Origin of the sequence: Pseudomonas sp. C27(2019) (assembly GCF_008807395.1) — a bacterium.
Classification (GTDB): domain Bacteria; phylum Pseudomonadota; class Gammaproteobacteria; order Pseudomonadales; family Pseudomonadaceae; genus Denitrificimonas.
This window is the reverse complement of the sequence record NZ_CP043320.1, coordinates 330,177-351,059: the sequence shown is the minus strand read 5'-3', so window position 1 is coordinate 351,059 and position 20,883 is coordinate 330,177. Positions and strand designations below refer to the sequence as shown.

Sequence of the window (20,883 nt, the reverse complement as noted above, 5' to 3'; positions counted from 1 at the left end):
TACGCCGAAAATTCGCAATTAAAAAACTCACAAATTTTACCTTAGCCTAAACAATTACCAGTGAAAGTAATCATCTAGTCTTTTTTACTTCTATCACATGCCTAAATTTTTAAAGAACAGTTCTGGTAAAGACCAGACATCAACATTCAAACAGCCTGCGGCTGACTAAATGCTCATGTCTGAGCTTCGAACGATTGGATAATGGTGGAGCCAAGCGGGATCGAACCGCTGACCTCCTGCGTGCAAGGCAGGCGCTCTCCCAGCTGAGCTATGGCCCCATTTTTAACGGCTCTTTTTTGATTATATCTTCGTCAGCCTTGTCACTTACTCAGTCACATACAGAAGTATGCTCCTTCGTTCGCTCCGGCAGCTTCCTCGATCTAAGCAAAAAATAACTCGTTAAACCTAACTCATAACTTAAAAGCTACAAGCCAAATGAAACGGTACCTTTAAACCACCTAATAATTGTCATTTATTCGAATTAGCTTTTAGCTTTCTCTTCAAAATGTAATTTTTCTTAGGCAAGGCATTTAAAGGCGAAGTTTAGTAACACTAAACGAGTCTTTAAATAACGCAGCATAAGTAAAATTTGGTGGGTCTGGGCAGAGTTGAACTGCCGACCTCACCCTTATCAGGGGTGCGCTCTAACCAACTGAGCTACAGACCCATACAGGTCAATCCACCATTTGGTCCGTCAGTCGGTCGGTCAAACTTCACCCTACTTTCCACCTCAACGGCAGGGGGTTCGCTTTAACCAAGCCAAGCATAGACCCAATTATCAAGGGCCTAACAACCCAATCGCTACTACAGATTGAATCAAGCAATTCGTGTGGATACTTATGAAGACGATGATGTCTTCGATTAAGGAGGTGATCCAGCCGCAGGTTCCCCTACGGCTACCTTGTTACGACTTCACCCCAGTCATGAATCACACCGTGGTAACCGTCCTCCCGAAGGTTAGACTAGCTACTTCTGGTGCAACCCACTCCCATGGTGTGACGGGCGGTGTGTACAAGGCCCGGGAACGTATTCACCGCGGCATTCTGATCCACGATTACTAGCGATTCCGACTTCACGCAGTCGAGTTGCAGACTGCGATCCGGACTACGATTGGTTTTATGGGATTAGCTCCGTCTCGCGACTTGGCAGCCCGTTGTACCAACCATTGTAGCACGTGTGTAGCCCTGGCCGTAAGGGCCATGATGACTTGACGTCATCCCCACCTTCCTCCGGTTTGTCACCGGCAGTCTCCTTAGAGTGCCCACCATTACGTGCTGGTAAATAAGGACAAGGGTTGCGCTCGTTACGGGACTTAACCCAACATCTCACGACACGAGCTGACGACAGCCATGCAGCACCTGTGTCTGAGTTCCCGAAGGCACCAATCCATCTCTGGAAAGTTCTCAGCATGTCAAGGCCAGGTAAGGTTCTTCGCGTTGCTTCGAATTAAACCACATGCTCCACCGCTTGTGCGGGCCCCCGTCAATTCATTTGAGTTTTAACCTTGCGGCCGTACTCCCCAGGCGGTCAACTTAATGCGTTAGCTGCGTTACTAAGTCCTCAAGGAACCCAACAACTAGTTGACATCGTTTACGGCGTGGACTACCAGGGTATCTAATCCTGTTTGCTCCCCACGCTTTCGCACCTCAGTGTCAGTATCAGTCCAGGTGGTCGCCTTCGCCACTGATGTTCCTTCCTATATCTACGCATTTCACCGCTACACAGGAAATTCCACCACCCTCTACCGTACTCTAGCCCACCAGTTTTAGAAGCAATTCCCAGGTTGAGCCCGGGGCTTTCACTCCTAACTTAATGAACCACCTACGCGCGCTTTACGCCCAGTAATTCCGATTAACGCTCGCACCCTTCGTATTACCGCGGCTGCTGGCACGAAGTTAGCCGGTGCTTATTCTGTTGGTAACGTCAAAACAGTCAAGTATTCGTTAACTGCTCTTCCTCCCAACTTAAAGTGCTTTACAATCCGAAGACCTTCTTCACACACGCGGCATGGCTGGATCAGGGTTGCCCCCATTGTCCAATATTCCCCACTGCTGCCTCCCGTAGGAGTCTGGACCGTGTCTCAGTTCCAGTGTGACTGATCATCCTCTCAGACCAGTTACGGATCGCAGTCTTGGTGAGCCATTACCTCACCAACTAACTAATCCGACCTAGGCTCATCTAATAGCGCAAGGCCCGAAGGTCCCCTGCTTTCTCCCGTAGGACGTATGCGGTATTAGCTTACCTTTCGGCAAGTTATCCCCCACTACTAGGCAGATTCCTAGGCATTACTCACCCGTCCGCCGCTCGTCAGCAGAATAGTAAACTACTCTCTGTTACCGCTCGACTTGCATGTGTTAAGCCTGCCGCCAGCGTTCAATCTGAGCCATGATCAAACTCTTCAGTTATATACTGATCGGGTTTTGAGAAAACCCTAAACTTGGCTCAGCAATCGCAAATATCTTTTATTAATAAATTAAAAAAGACAAAAATAATTCTACAAATTTTCATTCGCCGAATAACTTGTGTTGCTGATAATCTTGCTGACTATCAATCATCTCACACAAGCACCCACACGAATTGCTTGATTCAAATTGTTAAAGAACGTTTCGCTGAGTGTCTCAGCGAGGAGGCGTATTCTACATCTCCCAAAGTAACTGTCAAGGCTTATTTTCTGGAAGTTTAAAACAACTGTTTCCGTCTAACCCCTTGTTACCCCGAGACACTTACGTTTCTCGTTGGTAGGCCGTGCATTCTACATCACAAAACGATTCTGTCAACAGCAACTACATAACAAATCAACTTTCTTTTAAATTAACTATACAGCCCTATTCTGACGTTTACGCAAGCGTAACGCATACTGCACCGGACCTGACAAAGCGTAGACCAAAAACAACAGCAGTAGAATCCTAGGGGGATCACTAAAAACAACAGCAAAAGCCAATACAGCAACTAAAATTGCCACAAACGGAACTCGACCTTTAAGATCCAAATCCTTAAAGCTGTAGTATTTGATATTACTCACCATCAACATACCAGCCAACGCCACAAGTATTGCAAACAAAATAACCACTACGACCGGCAAATCAATAGCACCAACACCGTTATCACTTAGTGCCCACACCACGCCAGCCACAACGCCTGCAGCAGCTGGGCTTGCTAAGCCTATAAACCAGCGTTTATCGACCACTCCTATTTGAGTATTAAAGCGCGCCAAACGCAGTGCAGCACAGGCCACATAAATAAACGCAATCATAAGGCCTACATTACCCAACCCTGACAAGACCCATTGATAAGCCAAGATGGCCGGCGCTAAACCAAATGCAACCATATCAGACAATGAGTCATATTCAGCACCAAAAGCACTTTGCGTATTAGTCATGCGCGCAACACGACCATCCAAACCATCAAGCACCATAGCAACAAAGACAGTCGCCGCAGCAACTGCAAAGTTAGCATTGATCGCGCACATAATTGAATAGAACCCAGCAAACAGATTGGCGGTTGTAAACAAGTTCGGCAGCAAATAAATACCTCTGTGCCGCACTTTCCGACCCTCATTATCATGACCTTCTTCGATATGCTCATCTATAGGCAATAAACTTTCAATCGATGATGCCTCATCATGTTCTTCAGGACGTTGATTCATAGTTTTCCTTAAGCTTCTTCTAAGCAATGAGCCAATCTACTTAACACAATTGGCATTTTATACTAAATCAGCACTAGAAACGAAAAACGCGGCCTGAGCCGCGTTTTTTAAATTGCAAATAAATCAGTTCTTTGACTTATCAACAATTTTGTTAGCAGATATCCACGGCATCATCGAACGCAATTTTTCACCAACCACCTCTATACCGTGCGCAGCATTGTTGCGGCGGTAAGCAGTCATTGACGGATAGTTGGTTGCGCCTTCAGTAATAAACATTTTCGCATACTCACCATTCTGAATACGCTTTAAAGCATTACGCATTGCGGCGCGCGACTCATCGTTAATCACTTCAGGGCCGGTAACATACTCACCGTATTCAGCGTTATTTGAAATAGAGTAGTTCATGTTTGCAATACCGCCTTCAAACATCAGATCTACAATCAACTTCAATTCATGCAGGCACTCGAAGTAGGCCATTTCTGGAGCGTAACCCGCTTCAACCAGTACCTCAAAGCCAGCCTTAACCAGCTCAACCGTACCACCACAAAGAACAGCCTGCTCGCCGAACAAATCCGTTTCTGTTTCATCTTTAAATGTGGTTTCAATAATACCTGTGCGCCCACCACCGACACCGCTTGCGTACGACAGAGCAACATTTTTCGCATTACCAGACGCATCTTGATAAATAGCGATAAGATCTGGAATACCACCGCCCTTAACAAATTCTGATCGCACGGTATGGCCCGGCGCTTTTGGCGCGATCATAATGACGTCAAGATCAGCACGCGGCGTCACCTGGTTATAATGCACAGAGAAACCGTGAGCAAAGGCCAAAGTTGCGCCTTTTTTCAAGTTTGGCTCTAGCTCTTCTTTGTACAGCTGACCTTGAAACTCATCTGGCGTCAAAACCATTACAACATCTGCCGCTTTAACAGCAGTTGCAACATCCGCAACTTTCAAACCATGCGCTTCAGCCTTAGCAATTGAAGAAGAGCCAACGCGCAAGCCAACCGTCACATCAACACCTGAGTCTTGCAGGTTGCATGCATGCGCATGGCCTTGTGAACCATAACCAATAATGGCTACTTTTTTGCCCTTGATAATCGATAAATCACAATCTTTGTCATAGTAAACTTTCATAAAATTCTCCTAATATTGAAAGGCTTGTACCCTTCAGTTTTTATTCAAAGGCTCAAAACTTTATCGCCACGTGCAATACCGGTAACACCGCTGCGTACAACCTCTAAAATAGAGGCAGGCCCAATCGCCTGGATAAAACTGTCCAGTTTATCAGTTGTTCCCGCTAGTTGTACGGTATATAGACTCGGTGAAACATCAACAATCTGACCTCTGAAAATATCAGCGGTACGTTTGATCTCTGCTCGCTGAGCGCCACTTGCTTTAACTTTAACCAGCATCAACTCGCGCTCAATATGTGCACTTTCTGACAAATCAACCAACTTCACCACTTCGATTAATTTATTTAGATTCTTAGTGATTTGCTCAATCACCTCTTCTTTGCCAATCGTGGTTAGCGTTAGACGCGACAAGGTTGGATCTTCTGTCGCAGCAACTGTCAGACTTTCAATATTATAGTTACGTTGGGAAAACAGCCCGATCACGCGAGATAAGGCACCAGGTTCATTCTCCATCAACAAAGAAATGATATGTCTCATGATTATGTCCGCTCCGTTTTGCTGAGCCACATATCGCGCATCGCACCATCACGAATTTGCATCGGGTACACGTGCTCACTGGTGTCTACTTGAATATCTAGGAATACGAGACGGTCTTTCATTGCAAACGCCTCTTCCATTTTCGGCTTGAGATCTTTCAAGTCGGTAATGCGTATACCCACATGCCCGTAAGCTTCAACCAACTTAACAAAATCAGGCAATGATTCCATATACGAATGAGAGTAACGGCTATTGTAAACCATGTCCTGCCACTGACGAACCATGCCTAGCGCGCCGTTATTTAAGTTAATGATCTTAACCGGTAGATCATATTGCAGACAGGTTGAAAGCTCTTGGATATTCATTTGAATACTGCCTTCACCGGTCACACATGCAACATCATCATCCGGAAAGTTCAGTTTGATCCCCATAGCCGCAGGAAAACCAAAACCCATCGTTCCTAAACCACCTGAGTTGATCCAACGATTTGGCTTATTAAAGCGGTAGTATTGCGCAGCAAACATTTGGTGCTGGCCAACATCGGAAGTAACAAAGGCATTGCCGTTAGTCACATCACACAAAGTCTCAATAACAGCTTGTGGTTTGATAATAGTCCCGTCACCACTATCGTAAGGGAACAGCTTGCCGTTACCACGCCACTCATCAATCTGCTTCCACCAGCTGGCAACAACATTAGGATTTGGCTTCGTACCAATATCTTTAAGAGCCGCCAGCATGTCATTTAAAACGCTATCAACTGGGCCAACAATTGGAATATCCGCTTTAATTGTTTTAGAGATTGATGCTGGATCAATATCAATGTGGATGATTTTTGCGTTCGGACAGAACTTAGCTGCGCCATTAATAACACGATCATCAAAGCGCGCACCCACCGCAATCAAAACGTCACAATGGTGCATCGTTAGGTTAGCAGTATAACTACCGTGCATACCCAGCATGCCAACAAACTGGCGATCATCACCAGGAAAGCAACCCAAACCCATCAAGGTATTGGTAACTGGCGCATTAAGCAGTTTTGCCATTTCGGTCAGCTGCGCTGAGGCTCCGCCCAAAATAACACCGCCACCAGCATAGACAACAGGGCGCTTGGCAGCTAACAGCATCTCAGCAGCCTTACGGATTTGCCCTGAATGGCCACGCGTCGCCGGCGCATAAGAGCGCAACTTGGCCTTTTTCGGGTAATTGTATTCAAATTTATCGATAGGGTTAGTCATATCCTTAGGGACATCAATAACCACTGGGCCCGGACGCCCTGACTCAGCCAGATAGAAAGCCTTCTTGATCACATCAGGAATTTCTGAAGGGTGCTTAACCATAAAGCTGTGCTTAACAATTGGGCGTGAGATACCAATCATATCGGTTTCTTGGAACGCATCCGTACCCACCATATCAGTCGGCACTTGCCCAGAAATAACCACCATTGGTATCGAGTCCATAAAAGCAGTAGCAATGCCCGTCACCGCATTAGTCGCACCTGGACCTGAGGTTACAAAAACAACGCCCGCCTTACCTGTCGCACGCGCATAGCCATCGGCCATATGCGTTGCAGCTTGCTCATGACGCACCAAAATATGCGTTAGAGCAGGCTCTTTGAATAATGCATCATAGATATGCAGTACGGCTCCACCTGGGTAGCCATAAATATATTTAACGCCTTCGTCACGCAGTGCGCGAACGAGCATTTCTGCGCCGGATAAAAGTTCCACAGTAACACCTCTAAAACGCCAGAGTAGCGCCCCTCATCAAGGGCAATCTGATTGTAGGTTGCTGTTATTTGCAGCACGGTTGACGGTGATTGCCGACTACCCTGCCACCTAAATTAAGCAGCATAGAGAAACCCGAATGTCTAAAGATTCCTCACCCTGCGCGAGGTAACGCGATACGGGTATAGCGGACGGTACGGGTACGCACCTCATTAATTAACGCTATAAGCACCTTTTTGGGGTAAACATTACAGCAATCTACGGATTGTTCGTAATCAGCAGTCGCAAGTCAAGCAATACGAGACATTTATCTCATTTCCAAGACTGACAAGCGTCTATGATAGATATTTATAAGCCTTGTATGCAACCACAAGCTTGCAAGCCAAACTTTTAGAGTATATTCAAGCTCATTATTTATATAATCGTACCCAGCCCTTACTCTCTCATAATAAGGAAATAGCATGCGACGCTTAATAACCACCGCCAGCCTTCTATTAGTGTTCAGCTCTTTAGCAATTGCTGCACCTATTTACAAATGGGTCGATGCGCAAGGCGTTACTCATTTCGGATCAGAGCCGCCAAGTGATCGTCCTGCAGAAAGCGTGAGCACGAATTCTTTCCAGCCACCACTGCCAGAAAAATCAGCAGCGCAGTTGGCTAAAGAAGCTGAACAGCAAAGTTCTAAAACACAAGCTCAAATAGACCGTGAGGTTCGCAAACAGATCGCTGAAGAGACAGCTGCCCTTAAAAAGTATTGCGAGAACGTCCGGCATAATCTTGCACAGCTGGAAAACAACCCCAGGGTTTTAGCTGAAATTGACGGCAAGCCGACACGCCTCAGTGAAGAAGAACGCCAAGCCCGTATAGCCGAAATGAAGCAAGTCATACTTGAGCGCTGCACAAATATTCAATAATTGCACCGCTCAGTACTTTCAGCAGGTTAACCAAGTCGATTCGATGTCATAATGGTTGCATCTATGCACTTTAAACAGTCAAGCAGGGTTGCAACTGTAGTGCGCTGTTCACGGTATACAACTTCTGCCATCTCAAAAATTGCACACTGGCTCGGCAACGCATGCCCAGAATCTAAAATGCTCAGCATGCGCGGCACAAAAACCCACTGCAGCCATTGCGCAAATTCCAAGGTATCAACACAGAACGGCTGCTGGCTTTGTAGCGCCTCAATACTCGGCTCTTGCTGCTGCCACCAGCCCAGTTGTTGCAACTCATTTTCTAAGCTGGACAACAACTCACGCAGTTTCAAACGAATCTGTGCAGCCATTACAAGTTAACCCGAGCACGACGCTGTGCTTCTTCTGCACCAGCAGTGTCACCTTGCTGCGCTCGAGCGCGGGCAATTAATTCCCAAAGCCCCGCCTGTAGAGCAGGTCGACCATTGCTGTAACTCAAGCCGCGTTGAGCGAGCTGTTCAGCTTGACTTGGATTACCCTGCGCTAAGCGTACTTCTGCCAAGCGGTAAAGCACTTGCGGCTCGCGTGGTGCGATTCGCTGTGCACGCTCAAGACTTGATGCTGCACCATTAAAATCACCACTCGTTTGCTGCTGCTTTGCAGTTGTTAGCAGCGCAAGCACAGGCCCCGACAGCTGCTCATCTGCAGCTAAACGTGTCTGATTACCAATCGGCATCGATGCCACAGGAGCAGCAGGCGTCTCAGCTGTTGAGCCAGGACTGTGCGTTTCGATACCGCCAATCGGCGCACTTGGCACAGCATAAACCTGCACGCCTTGCGCATCAGCTTGCTCATGAGCAGTTTGACCTTGCTGCATCTGCTGCTGCGTGCCAGCCTGCCGCACTCTACTATCACGCATAGCGCCAGGCGTTAGCGGCCCACCACTTTCAACAACCGGAATAGATCGATGCTGCGCACCAGAACAGCCAGCTAAAAGTGCTGCTAGTGCAATTAAAATGACTGCGTGCTTGCTCACATTGTTTCCTCGTTAATATTAATTTAACCAACCTCGAATCCAGCTTTTGACCGACTCTACAGGCGCAGGTAAAGAGATCGGCTTATCACAAGACTCACCAGGCAATGGTTCACTGCCTCGTATATAAGGCATTTGCACCGCGCCAGGGCAGCCTTCGGCACTGCCTAGGCCAGAATACGCATCCACCCACGCCATAACCACATTACTCGGGAGAGGCATCTGTAATGAACTTGGCGCTGCTTTTTGCATAAAATTCGCCCAAACTTGTAATGCGCCACTGGCACCCGTTAGTGGTGTTTTACCATTATCATCACGCCCCATCCAAACCACTGCAAGCAAATCCTGACCAAACCCTGCAAACCAGCTATCGCGCAAATCATTACTGGTGCCTGTTTTACCTGCCAGCACCACAGAAGAGGGTACGCGGTTATAAACAGAACGACCTGTCCCTTCAGTCATCACCCGTCGCATCGCTTCTTGAGTCAAGTAGATTGCACCCGCATCAAAGCGCTGCTCAATTGTGTACGGATAGCGCCCCAAGGGCTCTCCTTGCGCATTTAGCACGCTACGAATAGCACGTAGAGGGGTATTAAAACCACCATTGGCGATGGTTTGATACATGTCAGCAACTTCTATTGGTGTCAAACTGCCCGCCCCCAGCAACATAGACGGGTAAGCCGGCCAGTCACGCTTAACACCTAGTTTGCGTACAGTTTTTAAAACCTGTGGCACGCCCATTTCCAAGCCCAGTTTGGCTGTTGAGAGATTATACGATTGCGCCAATCCTTGATATAAAAAAACCGTACCATGCTCTTTGCGATCGTTGTTTTGTGGTGTCCACACTTTACCGCTGCGGCTTTTCACTGAAAATGATGCGTCTTGAATGTAATGCGTCAAAGTATACTGACTAGGTTGCTCTAAAGCTGCAAGGTAGACCGCAGGCTTAACCAATGATCCAATTGGTCGTACAGCATCTAAGGCGCGGTTAAAGCCCGCGTAACGTGGCAAGCGACTACCGAGCAAGGCTAACACCTCTCCCGTTTCTGGGTTGCTCACGACCATTGCCGCCTCAACCTCATCAATCCCCTTGCGACCTGCTAATTGCTTATAGGTTTGCGCCAGCGTTTCTTCTGCTTTGCGCTGCAAGATTGGGTCAAAACTGGTAAAGATACTCAAACCTTCCTCAGTTAAATCTTCGTCACGGTAGTCTTCACGCAATTGACGTTTGACCAAATCCATAAATCCTGGATAGGTACTATTGGCAAGGCTACCGCGCTTGGTAATACCCAACGGGCGTTGCTTAGCTTGCGCTGCTTGTTCCTTATCAACCGTTCCCTGCTCAGCGAGCAAGTCAATGACCAAGTTGCGGCGCTCAAGCGCACGTTCAGGCTGGCGACGCGGGTTGTAATAGGACGGTCCTTTCACCATCCCCACTAACAATGCCACCTGATGCAGCTTCAGCTCAGACAAGGGCTGACTGAAGAAGTACTGACTGGCCAAACCAAAACCATGCACCGCACGCTGGCCATCCTGACCAAGAAACACTTCGTTGAGATAGGCTTCTAAAATATCTTGCTTACTGTAATGCAACTCAAGCAGCAGCGACATCAATGCCTCTGTGACTTTTCGAGTCAAAGTGCGCTCATTAGTGAGGAAGAAGTTTTTCACCAGCTGCTGAGTCAGCGTACTACCGCCTTGGCGCAAAGCGCCTGATGAGGTATTAACCCACAGAGCACGTGCAATCGACTTGGGAGAGACACCATGGTGCGTATAAAAGTCTCGATCCTCGACTGCAATCAGCGCTTGCGACAATAATTCAGGCGCTTGATCGAGACGAATTAAAATTCGATCTTCTTGATGTGCTGGATACAAACCACCAACTAATAAGGGCTCTAAGCGAGCAACCGCCAGCGCGCGACCATTACTCTGCGTCAAACTAGCAACGCTGTTTCCAGAGAAACGCACGCGCAGTGCTTGCGCAGGCTCAGCACCTTCATAAAATTGAAAACCACGGGTATGCAAATCAACGGTATTGCCGTTAACCGCCACAGCCCCAGAACTACTGGCCGAAGACTCGTTACGATAACCCAAAGCACTCAACTCAGTTAAAAAATCTTGCTTGTTAAGCTTTTGTCCAGCAAACAACTCTAAAGGCCGAGCATAGACTTTAGCTGGCACAGTCCAGCGCTTACCGGAAAACTTCTCCTGAACCACTGCATCAAGATATATAAGTACGCCGGCAAGTACTACAATTGCGACGATGGATAGCTTTACAAATAAGCCCAGCCAACGACCTGAGGCTTTTGTTTTGCGCCGGCTTGCAGCCTTTTTAGATGGCCGAGACGTTCGTTTTTGAGTCATGCTGTTAATTATATCCAGTTTGTTTCAGTTCAAAATGCATGCTTATAGTTTGCACAGTCGCCCACAGTTGCCATAATGCAGCCATTATTTTATTACTTCCAAGGATCACCCGTGACTCAAGCCCTGATTGCCGCCCTACAAAACCCTGATATATACCCACACCCAGTGGAAAATTTTCAGGTTATCGAAACGCATATCTCTTGGGTCATCCTAACGGGCCCTTATGCGTATAAAATCAAAAAAGCTGTAGATTTTGGCTTTTTAGATTTCACTGACATTAAAGCTCGCCAGCACTTCTGCTCTGAAGAAGTACGCCTAAATCAGCGTTTAACCGACGGCCTCTACCTTGAGGTTGTCGCTATTACCGGCTCTGTCGAAGCGCCACAGCTACAAGGCGATGGCCCTGCCATTGAGTATGCAGTGAAAATGCGTCAGTTTCCGCAAACCCAGCTACTGGGCGATATGCAAAAACGTGGCGAACTCTCTGAAACCCATATTGACGCTTTAGCTAAACAAATCGCACGTTTCCACGATGAAGCGCCTCGCGTGCCGGCAGAACATTCATTGGGTGACCCTCACGCAATTATGGCACCTATTCGACAAAACTTTGAGCAAATCCGCCCACTGCTCAGCGAGCCAGCTGACTTACAACAACTGGATGCACTGCAAGCTTGGACCGAGGACAGTTTTACCCGCTTACTCCCACTATTAGAGGTGCGTCGCCACAATGGTTCAATTCGCGAGTGTCATGGCGATATCCACCTCGGTAATGCCACCTTGCTCGACGGTGAAGTAGTGCTATTTGACTGCATTGAGTTTAACGAGCCTTTCCGCTTAATTGACGTCGCATCCGATGCAGCATTCCTTGCCATGGACTTAGAGGATCGCGGCTTGAAACCTTTGTCACGCCGTTTTGTTAATGGCTGGCTGGAGCTGACAGGCGACTATCAAGCGATGCCGCTGATTAATTTTTACAAAGCCTACCGCGCCATGGTACGCGGTAAAGTCAATTTATTCCGCCTTGAGCAGGAATCTGACCCTGTACAGCGCGCGGTGATTGTGCGCCAGTACCGCAGCTACGCTAACTTAGCGGAAAGCTACAGCGCTATCCCATCTCGTTTATTGGCAATTACCCACGGCATTTCTGCAGTTGGTAAAAGCTCAGTAGCGATGCGCTTGGTTGAGGCCTTAGGCGCACTGCGCTTCCGCTCTGACTTTGAGCGCAAACGCTTGTTTGGTGAGCAAGATAGCGCAGAGCAAAATATACTAGGTGGCGGCATTTACAATCCGAACGCCAGTGCGGCGACCTATCAGCGCCTACATGCACTGGCCGCGGATGCATTGCAAGCGGGTTTCCCTGTCGTCATTGATGCAACTTACTTGAAAAGTGAGCAGCGCCATGATGCATGGCAGATTGCCGAAAGCACAGGCACACCCTTTTTGATTCTCGACTGCCAAGCCCCTGATGAAGTGGTTGCAACATGGCTCAAGCAGCGTCAGGCAGAGGGACTAGACCCCTCAGACGCCACTGCAGACGTTATTTTGGCACAGCGGAAAAATCTCGAACCTCTAAGTGCCGAGGAAGTTGCACAAAGCTACCGTGTCGACACCCATGATGCAGCAACTTTAGATACACTCATTAGCCACATCCGTAAACGCTTGCCGGGTTTATAAGCACAACCCAGCCTTGGCTGCGCCTTTGCAGACGTAGACAAGGCTGGCTTAAAGCGCCAGCCAATCAGCTCTTACTTTCAGCTTATTTAACGCTAACCACTGCAAGGCAATAATGCTCGCGGCATTATCAATACGGCCATCAGCCACCGCTTGCAAGGCGGCATCTAATGACCAAACATGCACACGGATATCTTCTCCCTCCTCGGTCAAGCCAAATACACCGCCGATACCCTCTGTTGAACAGCGCCCCACATACAGATACACGCGCTCATCGGAGCCGCCCGGCGACGGGTAATAAGTCATCACTGACAGCAATTCATGCAGCTCTAAATCAGCCTCCTCGCGGGCTTCACGTCGCGCAACCTCTTGCGGCTGCTCACCGCTATCGATCAACCCTGCAACAATTTCTAGCAACCAAGGCTCAGGGCTTTTATCCAAGGCACCGATGCGAAACTGCTCTACCAGCACCACAGTATCACTGTGCGGATCATACGGCAGCACGCATACGGCATCAGGCCGAACAAACAACTCACGACTGATAACCGGCCCCATTCCTCCGGCAAATAAGCGATGTTTTAAATGCACACGATCCAAACGATAAAACCCTTGAAAACAGCGCTCGCGCTGCTCAATAACAACATCGTCGGCAGCCGTCATTACTGTTTCAGTCATATCTATCTCTCACAAAAAAAGCAGCCATTATGGCCGCTTTTTATATCACTGAGTATTTAAACCTGCTTGTAAATAATCGAACCTTCCTCGCGAAAACGCTCTGATTGCTCTTTAAAACCGGCTTCAATGGCACGCTGCTCATCGGTTAAACCATTGTCTTTGGCGTATTGGCGCACCTCTTGGGTGATTTTCATTGAGCAGAACTTCGGTCCACACATCGAACAAAAATGCGCTACCTTAGCCGAATCCTTTGGCAAGGTCTCATCGTGAAACGAGCGTGCAGTATCAGGATCAAGGCCTAAGTTAAACTGATCTTCCCAGCGAAACTCAAAACGCGCTTTACTTAACGCATCATCACGTAATTGCGCGCCAGGGTGACCTTTTGCTAAGTCAGCAGCATGCGCAGCAATCTTGTAGGTGATAATCCCCGTTTTCACATCATCTTTGTTCGGTAAGCCTAAATGCTCTTTTGGTGTGACATAGCAGAGCATTGCGCAACCGTACCAAGCAATCATTGCCGCACCGATACCCGAAGTAATATGGTCGTAACCGGGTGCGATATCTGTGGTTAATGGGCCCAGTGTATAGAACGGCGCCTCATCACAGCACTCAAGCTGCTTGTCCATATTTTCTTTAATCATATGCATCGGCACATGACCCGGGCCTTCGATAAAGCACTGCACGTCATGCTTCCAAGCAATTTTGGTTAACTCACCTAAAGTCTCTAGCTCGGCAAACTGCGCAGCATCATTGGCATCAGCAATCGAGCCTGGGCGCAAACCATCACCCAAGGAGAAGCTGACATCATAGGCTTTCATGATCTGGCAGATATCTTCAAAGTGCGTGTAAAGGAAATTTTCTTTATGGTGCGCTAAACACCACTTGGCCATAATCGAGCCACCACGCGATACAATCCCAGTTACTCGCTTAGCGGTCAGTGGTACATAGCGCAGCAAAACACCGGCATGAATCGTAAAATAATCAATGCCTTGCTCGGCTTGCTCAATTAAGGTATCGCGAAACAACTCCCAAGTCAGGTCTTCAGCAACCCCATTCACTTTTTCTAGCGCTTGGTAAATAGGTACTGTGCCGACTGGGACCGGTGAGTTACGCACAATCCATTCACGGGTTTCATGGATATTCTTACCCGTGGACAGATCCATGATGGTATCTGAGCCCCAACGAATACCCCAAGTCAGTTTGGCCACTTCTTCTTCAATCGACGACCCCAGCGCACTGTTACCAATATTGCCGTTAATCTTTACTAAGAAGTTACGGCCGAGAATCATCGGCTCCAGTTCAGTGTGGTTGATATTGGCAGGAATAATTGCACGACCGCGGGCAATTTCTGAGCGTACAAACTCGGGGGTGATTTCTTTAGGAATACTGGCACCAAAACTGTGCCCTGGATGCTGACTATCCAACAAACCATCTGCACGAGCCTTATCTAATTTCATATTTTCGCGAATCGCCACAAACTCCATTTCCGGAGTAATGATACCTTGACGGGCATAATGCATTTGCGTGACGTTTTTCCCAGCTTTAGCACGGCGCGGATTACCAATTGAGGCAAAGCGCATGGTCTTCAGCTCAGGATCATTTAAGCGCTCTTGGCCATAACTTGAGCTTAAACCGCTAAGCACCTCAGTATCATCGCGCTCTTTAATCCAGCTGCTGCGCACATCTGCTAATCCTTTGCGCACATCGATTTTTACACTCGGGTCGCTATAAGGCCCAGAAGTGTCATAAACAAATACAGGTGCATTCTCTTCAATGCCTGCATCCGTTTCGGTTGGCGTTAGGCTGATTTCTCGCATAGGCACGAGAATGTCTGGGCGCGAGCCTTGCACGTAAATTTTGCGGGAGTTAGGAAAAGGCTGGATCGACTGCAGGTCAACTTGGGCGGTATCACTGAGATGTTGCGATAGCGTTTTATTCATTTTATTGGCTCTCCAAATCACAGATTAAAAGTGTCGGGGAACCAATGGACAAAGGCAGATTTACCGTATGGTAAATTCATCTTGTTCCCTACGCGAGTATTAACTCGATCAGGTTCAACGGGATCCGGTTTAACCGATCTCAGCTCTATTCAGAGCACCCCGACAAGAAACAGCCTGCAGTTTACTCAGCTCAATAAGCAGATCGCAAGCACATACGACCAAATGCTAAGCTGTACCACGCCTTAAACAATGTTAGAGCGCGCTTGACCGTTTTGCTGATCAGCCGTAGCCTTAGATAGATTTCTCTTTGCAAAACTTAGGATATTGATAATGCGTGTACTGTCGCTTACTTTTGCTATAGCTACAGTTTTGGGCTCGGTGGCTTATGCAGCACCTGTTACTCAAAACAAAGTAAACCTGCTCGATGTCTATCAGCTCGCAGTTGATAACAACGCAGATTTAGCCGCAGCGCATGCTGATTACCAAGCGCAAAGTGAGCGTGTGCCGCAAGCGCGTTCGGGTTTACTGCCACAAATTGGCGCCGGCGCTAGCAACACCAACAGCCGCAGCAAAGCAGATACCACTCAGGGCTCGATGACGACGTCACGCAGCGCTTTGGTCTATCAGGCCAGTCTTAGCCAACCGTTGTTTCGTTTGGATCGCTGGTATCAGTTACAAGCAGCGCAGGCCAGCAATGAGCAGTCTTTTTTAGAGCTCTCTGCGATTGAACAAAATCTAATTTTACAAAGCTCTGATGTGTATTTCTCTGTGCTGCGTGCACAAGATAATCTAGCCGCGAGCCGAGCGGAAGAGTCAGCATTTAAGCGCCAATTTGATCTCGCCAGTGAACGCTTTGATGTGGGCTTATCTGATAAAACTGATGTCCTCCAAGCCCAGGCCGCCTATGACGCAGCACGCGCCAACCGCTTAGTAGCTGAGCGCATGGTCAGTGACGCCTTTCAAGCAGTAACCACCCTGACCAATGTTGATTTAGCCGCGCTCGAAGGTGTGAAGCATAGCCTGCCAATTCTGGCACCCACACCCAACGACGCCACAGCTTGGGTCAATACTGCCACCGAACAAAACCTTGGTTTACAAGCAATCAACTTTGCTGTGCAAGCAGCACAAGACAGCGTCAAACAACGCAAATCTGGACATGCGCCGACAGTTGATGCCATTGCCCAGTATCAAAAGGGCGATAATGACGGCATGGGCTTTATTAATAGCGGCCAAAGCCCTAGGTTTGACGGCAATGCTGAGCAAAGCAGTATTGGCCTACAACTCAATATTCCACTGTACACAGGTGGCATGACCAGCTCGCAGGTTCGTGAAGGCGTGCATCGCTTAGACCAAGCGGAGCAAATGCGTGAAAGCCTACGCCGCAAAACAGTGCAGGACGCGCGCAATTTCTACCGTGCGGTCAATACCGACGTAGAACAAGTGCAAGCGCTTAAGCAAGCGATCATTTCCAGCCAAAGCGCGGTCGAAGCCACACAAATTGGTTACGAGGTAGGTACGCGTAATATTGTCGATGTGCTGGATGCGCAGCGCGTGCTGTATGCCGCTGTGCGTAACTACAACAATGCGCGCTATGACTACATTTTGAATAATCTGCGCCTACAGCAAACAGCAGGCACGCTCAGCCCTGACAATTTGCAAGCGTTATCAGCTTATTTAAATCCTGATTACGATCCAGACAGCGACTTTTTGCCTCCCGATTTAGACCAAGCAATCGAAGAAAATCTGCGCCGCCGCTAAGCTTAACTGAGCTGACTGCCTACACAGGCAGTCAGTCATTGACATGAGTCACTCGTTTTAGCCGAGCTTGTGCTCACAAACTTAAGCGCATGGACAAATCCACTGCTTTAATATCCTTAGTCAGGGTACCCAACGAAATATAATCAACACCGGTTTCTGCAATTGCACGGATCGTCTGCTCATTGACGTTGCCGGATGCTTCCAACTTAGCTTGTGAAGCATTGATTTCGACAGCAGTGCGCATATCCTCAAGGCTTAGCTCATCCAGCATAATAATATCCGCACCGGCAGCCAGTGCTTGACGCAACTCATCAAGGTTTTCGACCTCAACTTCAACGGGTTTGCCTGGCGCGATACGATGCGCAGCTTGCACAGTTGCAGCCACACCGCCACAGGCAGTGATATGGTTTTCTTTGATTAAGAACGCATCATACAAACCCATACGGTGATTATGGCAACCGCCACAGGTCACTGCGTATTTTTGCGCCACACGCAAACCAGGCAAGGTTTTTCGTGTATCTAAAAGCTTCACGGAGGTGCCAGCAACCATATCTGCAAAGTACTGACAACGTGTTGCTACCGCCGATAACGTCTGTAAAAAGTTTAGCGCTGCACGCTCGCCAGTCAGCAAAGCTCGGGCTTTACCTTCCAACTCAAACAACACATCATTGGCCTGCACACGCTGACCATCAGCAACGTGCCAGCGTATATGGACACTGCTATCCACTTGACGAAACACTTCATTGACCCAAGCAACACCGCTGATCACTGCCGTCTCACGGGTGATCACTCGTGCGCTGGCAGATTGCTCAGCAGGAATCAATTGTGCAGTAATATCACCCGACCCGACATCCTCTGCCAAGGCAAGTCGCACACCAGCTTGAATTTCTGCTGTCAACTGCTCAAGTAAAATGTTGCTCATGCTATGCTCCTCAATTAATTACGTTTATTATAGTGACTGGACAACGCCTTAGCAGTATGTCCCACTCGTTTCTGCACAGAACCAATAAAATTTATTCATCTGTGACTCACATCAAACGCCAGACAGATACCGCTTGGTTCTAACCGATAAGTGCTTACAATCAGTCTTAGTATTTGTATATACCTAACTCTCAGTGCTCCAGAAGCCTTCTTTTTGCCTAGAGTTGTTTTTACGGGAGGCAGCACAAAGTGAAGAATGATGCCAACATTGTACCCTTTGCTAGTCAAAGCAAGCATTCTTCTGCGCCCTCAGGAAAACTGCCCGCCGTACTGGTCTGCGTGCGCGATAAAGCCGCCAACTTACTCAGAAGCTATATTCAAGAACTGTTTGCTAACGCAGATGATACTTTGTTTGAAATGGCAGATCGCGCCACCAGCAATACCGAGCAAAATAGTCTATTCGAAGCCATGCGCGACTTACGCCTCAAACGTAAAAACATTGAGCGCAGTTTTTTACAGCAACTGTTCGAGTCATTTGCAGACCTCAATCAATATCACATAGGTCAGCCACCAACGTTAGACACACCATCATTTGAGTCGCTATCCTTGGTGCAAAATGATGAACTTGAAGAGTCAGTGGCGATTGATAGCATGGTTGCCAAAGTAAAACGTCGCGATGAACTCGCGCTGCAGCAACTGACTGCACGTTTTAACCATGTATTAAGTCGTAAAATGACCGAAGACAGCAACCCTCTGAACCCAAGCTTACTGTCGGCGAGCTTTATAAAAAGCTGCAACAGCATCAACTTTTCGATCAACATCAGACTCATTATCCTCAAGCTGTTCGAAAAGCACGTTATCAGTCAACTCGACAGCCTTTACCAAGACATCAATACACTTTTAATTGATGCAGGTATTTTGCCATCTTTAAAAATCACCCAGCCCGGCCATAAAAAACAAGACGCTTCAGTAAGTCGCGCGCACAGCCCAGTAAGCAGTCAAGACGCTGCAATTGACGCTAATGAATTGCACATAGCTTTTAGTGAATTACAGGCGATGCTGTCACAGCTGCGCGGCAATGTATTTCCAGATCGACAGATTCCCGCTGATGCTGTACCTATTTCTAGCAATGATTTAATGCGCTTGCTTTCGCATATGCAGCAGCACTTGCCACCTCAGTCAGCACAGGATCAGGATCTGCGTAAACAGCTTGATCATTTACTGACCCGCGCTAGCAGCAGCAGTAAAGAAGCACGCGTTGTTGGTCAAGTTGATGATGACGTTATCAACTTAGTTGCTATGCTGTTTGAATTTATTTTAGATGACCGCAACCTTCCAGACTCTCTCAAAGCTCTAATTGCACGCTTACAGATACCATTACTTAAAGCTGCAGTATTGGACAAAACTTTTTTCAATCGAGGTAGCCATCCTGCGCGCAGACTTCTCAATGAAATCGCCTCGGCAGCCTTAGGTTGGAACGACCAAGACAGCGAGCGCCGCGATAGCCTTTATCAAAAAATTGAAAACACTGTGCAACGCACACTGACTGAATTCACTGATGACCCTAATATTTTCAATGAATTACTGTCTGATTTTATTGCCTTTACTGGTAACGAACGACGCCGCAGTGAGCTGCTTGAGCAGCGCACCCGTGATGCTGAGGAAGGCCGCGCGCGCGCTGAAATAGCACGCTTGCAGGTTGAGCAAGAACTCAACGCTCGCCTGCTGGGCAAAACACTGCCACAGGTGGTTGTGCAGTTGCTACAGGATGCATGGAGCAAGGTTTTATTGCTGTCTTACCTAAAAAGTGGCGAGAGCTCCAGCGAGTGGCGCGACAATTTAGCCACTATGGATGATTTAATTTGGAGCATTGAACCGCATGATGATGCTGAGGCCCGCTTAAAACTATTGCAAGTGGTGCCCTCATTGTTACGTCAATTGCGCACGGGGTTTTCCGATGCAGCCATTGATCCCTTTGTTGCTAATGACTTCTTTAGCCGCCTAGAAACCTTACATGTGCAAGCCTTCCAGCGTTATAAGCGCAAAACGACGCGCGCACTAGCGGCTCATGAAAACGCATCTGAAAACACTGCTCAAAGCAATGCCGCAGCCCCTGCCGATATCACCCTTAACGAACTGCCAAAAGAATTACACGCTGCAGCTCAACAAGCACAACAAAAGCCTGCAGTGATGGTTGAGGTTCAACAAGAAATCAGCTTACAACAAACAGAAAGCCCTGATAGTTCAGCGAGCGCAATAATACTGGGTGATGATGATCCTGCATTACTGCAAGTGGACAGCTTGCACAATGGCAGCTGGATTGAGTTTGCCCAAGACGATCAACGTAAACTACGCTGCAAATTAGCCGCCATTATAAAACCTGCAGGGCGCTATATTTTTGTCAATCGCAGCGGCGTTAAAGTCCTCGAAAAAAACCGCATGTCATTGGCGCTTGAATTTAAAAACAATGCAGCCACCTTGCTCGACAATGATTTATTATTTGATCGTGCGCTTGAGTCTGTGATTGGCAATTTACGTCGCCTTAAAAACAACTGAGACCGGCG

At 47.9% G+C, this 20,883-nt stretch carries 14 protein-coding genes, 2 tRNA genes, 1 rRNA gene and 1 riboswitch; of the genes, 4 read left to right on the top strand and 13 right to left on the bottom strand.

Going from position 1 to position 20,883, the window contains the following annotated elements; genetic code table 11:
• Positions 1–202: 202 nt before the first annotated feature.
• From FXF61_RS01670 to FXF61_RS01640, 7 genes are all read right to left on the bottom strand, one after another.
• A tRNA-Ala gene (locus FXF61_RS01670) sits at positions 203–278 on the bottom strand.
• Positions 279–590: 312 nt separating this feature from the next.
• A tRNA-Ile gene (locus tag FXF61_RS01665) sits at positions 591–667 on the bottom strand.
• A gap of 195 nt (positions 668–862) precedes the next feature.
• A 16S ribosomal RNA gene (locus FXF61_RS01660) occupies positions 863–2,405 on the bottom strand.
• A gap of 410 nt (positions 2,406–2,815) precedes the next feature.
• Positions 2,816–3,646 (bottom strand): CDP-diacylglycerol--serine O-phosphatidyltransferase, encoded by an 831-nt coding sequence (gene pssA / locus FXF61_RS01655; RefSeq protein ID WP_151183635.1) that lies wholly within the window; start codon positions 3,644–3,646, stop codon positions 2,816–2,818.
• 123 nt (positions 3,647–3,769) lie between these two features.
• Positions 3,770–4,786, bottom strand: a complete 1,017-nt coding sequence (gene ilvC / locus FXF61_RS01650; RefSeq protein WP_151183634.1) for a ketol-acid reductoisomerase — start codon at positions 4,784–4,786, stop codon at positions 3,770–3,772.
• Between the two features lie 44 nt (positions 4,787–4,830).
• Complete coding sequence (ilvN, locus tag FXF61_RS01645) at positions 4,831–5,322, bottom strand: acetolactate synthase small subunit (RefSeq protein WP_151183633.1); 492 nt, start codon at positions 5,320–5,322, stop codon at positions 4,831–4,833.
• Between the two features lie 2 nt (positions 5,323–5,324).
• Positions 5,325–7,049, bottom strand: coding sequence for an acetolactate synthase 3 large subunit (locus FXF61_RS01640; protein ID WP_151183632.1), 1,725 nt, complete (start codon positions 7,047–7,049; stop codon positions 5,325–5,327).
• Between the two features lie 458 nt (positions 7,050–7,507).
• Between FXF61_RS01640 and FXF61_RS01635 the strand changes: the two genes are divergently transcribed.
• The gene (locus tag FXF61_RS01635) at positions 7,508–7,960 is read left to right on the top strand and encodes a DUF4124 domain-containing protein (RefSeq protein ID WP_151183631.1); all 453 of its coding nucleotides are present in this window, start codon (positions 7,508–7,510) and stop codon (positions 7,958–7,960) included.
• Positions 7,961–7,986: 26 nt separating this feature from the next.
• Here FXF61_RS01635 and FXF61_RS01630 read toward each other — a convergent pair whose 3' ends face one another.
• Genes FXF61_RS01630 through mrcB form a run of 3 tightly spaced genes read right to left on the bottom strand, consistent with a single transcriptional unit; the run spans position 7,987 to position 11,354 of the window.
• Complete coding sequence (locus FXF61_RS01630) at positions 7,987–8,328, bottom strand: YqcC family protein (protein ID WP_151183630.1); 342 nt, start codon at positions 8,326–8,328, stop codon at positions 7,987–7,989.
• On the bottom strand, positions 8,328–8,993 hold the full coding sequence (locus tag FXF61_RS01625) for a M48 family metallopeptidase (RefSeq protein WP_151183629.1): 666 nt from the start codon (positions 8,991–8,993) through the stop codon (positions 8,328–8,330). The genes FXF61_RS01630 and FXF61_RS01625 overlap by 1 nt, the downstream gene beginning before the upstream one ends.
• 18 nt (positions 8,994–9,011) lie before the next feature.
• Complete coding sequence (gene mrcB, locus FXF61_RS01620; RefSeq protein WP_151183628.1) at positions 9,012–11,354, bottom strand: penicillin-binding protein 1B; 2,343 nt, start codon at positions 11,352–11,354, stop codon at positions 9,012–9,014.
• 111 nt (positions 11,355–11,465) lie between these two features.
• Here mrcB and FXF61_RS01615 point away from each other — a divergent pair, with 111 nt between their 5' ends.
• Complete coding sequence (locus FXF61_RS01615) at positions 11,466–13,028, top strand: bifunctional aminoglycoside phosphotransferase/ATP-binding protein (RefSeq protein ID WP_151183627.1); 1,563 nt, start codon at positions 11,466–11,468, stop codon at positions 13,026–13,028.
• A 48-nt stretch (positions 13,029–13,076) separates the two neighbouring features.
• Here the strand turns inward: FXF61_RS01615 and FXF61_RS01610 are convergent, their stop codons facing one another.
• Together FXF61_RS01610 and thiC are read right to left on the bottom strand one after the other, a co-directional pair.
• Entirely contained in the window at positions 13,077–13,700 is a 624-nt protein-coding gene (locus FXF61_RS01610; RefSeq protein ID WP_151183626.1) for an NUDIX domain-containing protein, read from the bottom strand.
• A 56-nt stretch (positions 13,701–13,756) separates the two neighbouring features.
• Positions 13,757–15,640, bottom strand: a complete 1,884-nt coding sequence (thiC, locus tag FXF61_RS01605; protein WP_151183625.1) for a phosphomethylpyrimidine synthase ThiC — start codon at positions 15,638–15,640, stop codon at positions 13,757–13,759.
• Between the two features lie 68 nt (positions 15,641–15,708).
• Positions 15,709–15,812: riboswitch (TPP riboswitch) on the bottom strand.
• Positions 15,813–15,967: 155 nt separating this feature from the next.
• On the opposite strand from thiC, the gene FXF61_RS01600 reads away from it, so the two are divergent.
• Entirely contained in the window at positions 15,968–17,398 is a 1,431-nt protein-coding gene (locus tag FXF61_RS01600; protein ID WP_151185971.1) for a TolC family outer membrane protein, read from the top strand.
• Between the two features lie 73 nt (positions 17,399–17,471).
• Here the strand turns inward: FXF61_RS01600 and nadC are convergent, their stop codons facing one another.
• The gene (nadC, locus tag FXF61_RS01595) at positions 17,472–18,320 is read right to left on the bottom strand and encodes a carboxylating nicotinate-nucleotide diphosphorylase (RefSeq protein ID WP_151183624.1); all 849 of its coding nucleotides are present in this window, start codon (positions 18,318–18,320) and stop codon (positions 17,472–17,474) included.
• A 248-nt stretch (positions 18,321–18,568) separates the two neighbouring features.
• Here nadC and FXF61_RS01590 point away from each other — a divergent pair, with 248 nt between their 5' ends.
• Entirely contained in the window at positions 18,569–20,875 is a 2,307-nt protein-coding gene (locus FXF61_RS01590; protein WP_151183623.1) for a DUF1631 domain-containing protein, read from the top strand.
• Positions 20,876–20,883: the final 8 nt, after the last annotated feature.

What these genes read in the sequence shown, in the direction of transcription:
- pssA (WP_151183635.1), bottom strand. Translation starts at nt 3,646, where the DNA reads ATGAATCAACGTCCTGAAGAACATGATGAGGCATCATCGATTGAAAGT.
- ilvC (WP_151183634.1), bottom strand. Translation starts at nt 4,786, where the DNA reads ATGAAAGTTTACTATGACAAAGATTGTGATTTATCGATTATCAAGGGC.
- ilvN (WP_151183633.1), bottom strand. Translation starts at nt 5,322, where the DNA reads ATGAGACATATCATTTCTTTGTTGATGGAGAATGAACCTGGTGCCTTA.
- FXF61_RS01635 (WP_151183631.1), top strand. Translation starts at nt 7,508, where the DNA reads ATGCGACGCTTAATAACCACCGCCAGCCTTCTATTAGTGTTCAGCTCT.
- FXF61_RS01630 (WP_151183630.1), bottom strand. Translation starts at nt 8,328, where the DNA reads ATGGCTGCACAGATTCGTTTGAAACTGCGTGAGTTGTTGTCCAGCTTA.
- mrcB (WP_151183628.1), bottom strand. Translation starts at nt 11,354, where the DNA reads ATGACTCAAAAACGAACGTCTCGGCCATCTAAAAAGGCTGCAAGCCGG.
- FXF61_RS01610 (WP_151183626.1), bottom strand. Translation starts at nt 13,700, where the DNA reads ATGACTGAAACAGTAATGACGGCTGCCGACGATGTTGTTATTGAGCAG.
- thiC (WP_151183625.1), bottom strand. Translation starts at nt 15,640, where the DNA reads ATGAATAAAACGCTATCGCAACATCTCAGTGATACCGCCCAAGTTGAC.
- nadC (WP_151183624.1), bottom strand. Translation starts at nt 18,320, where the DNA reads ATGAGCAACATTTTACTTGAGCAGTTGACAGCAGAAATTCAAGCTGGT.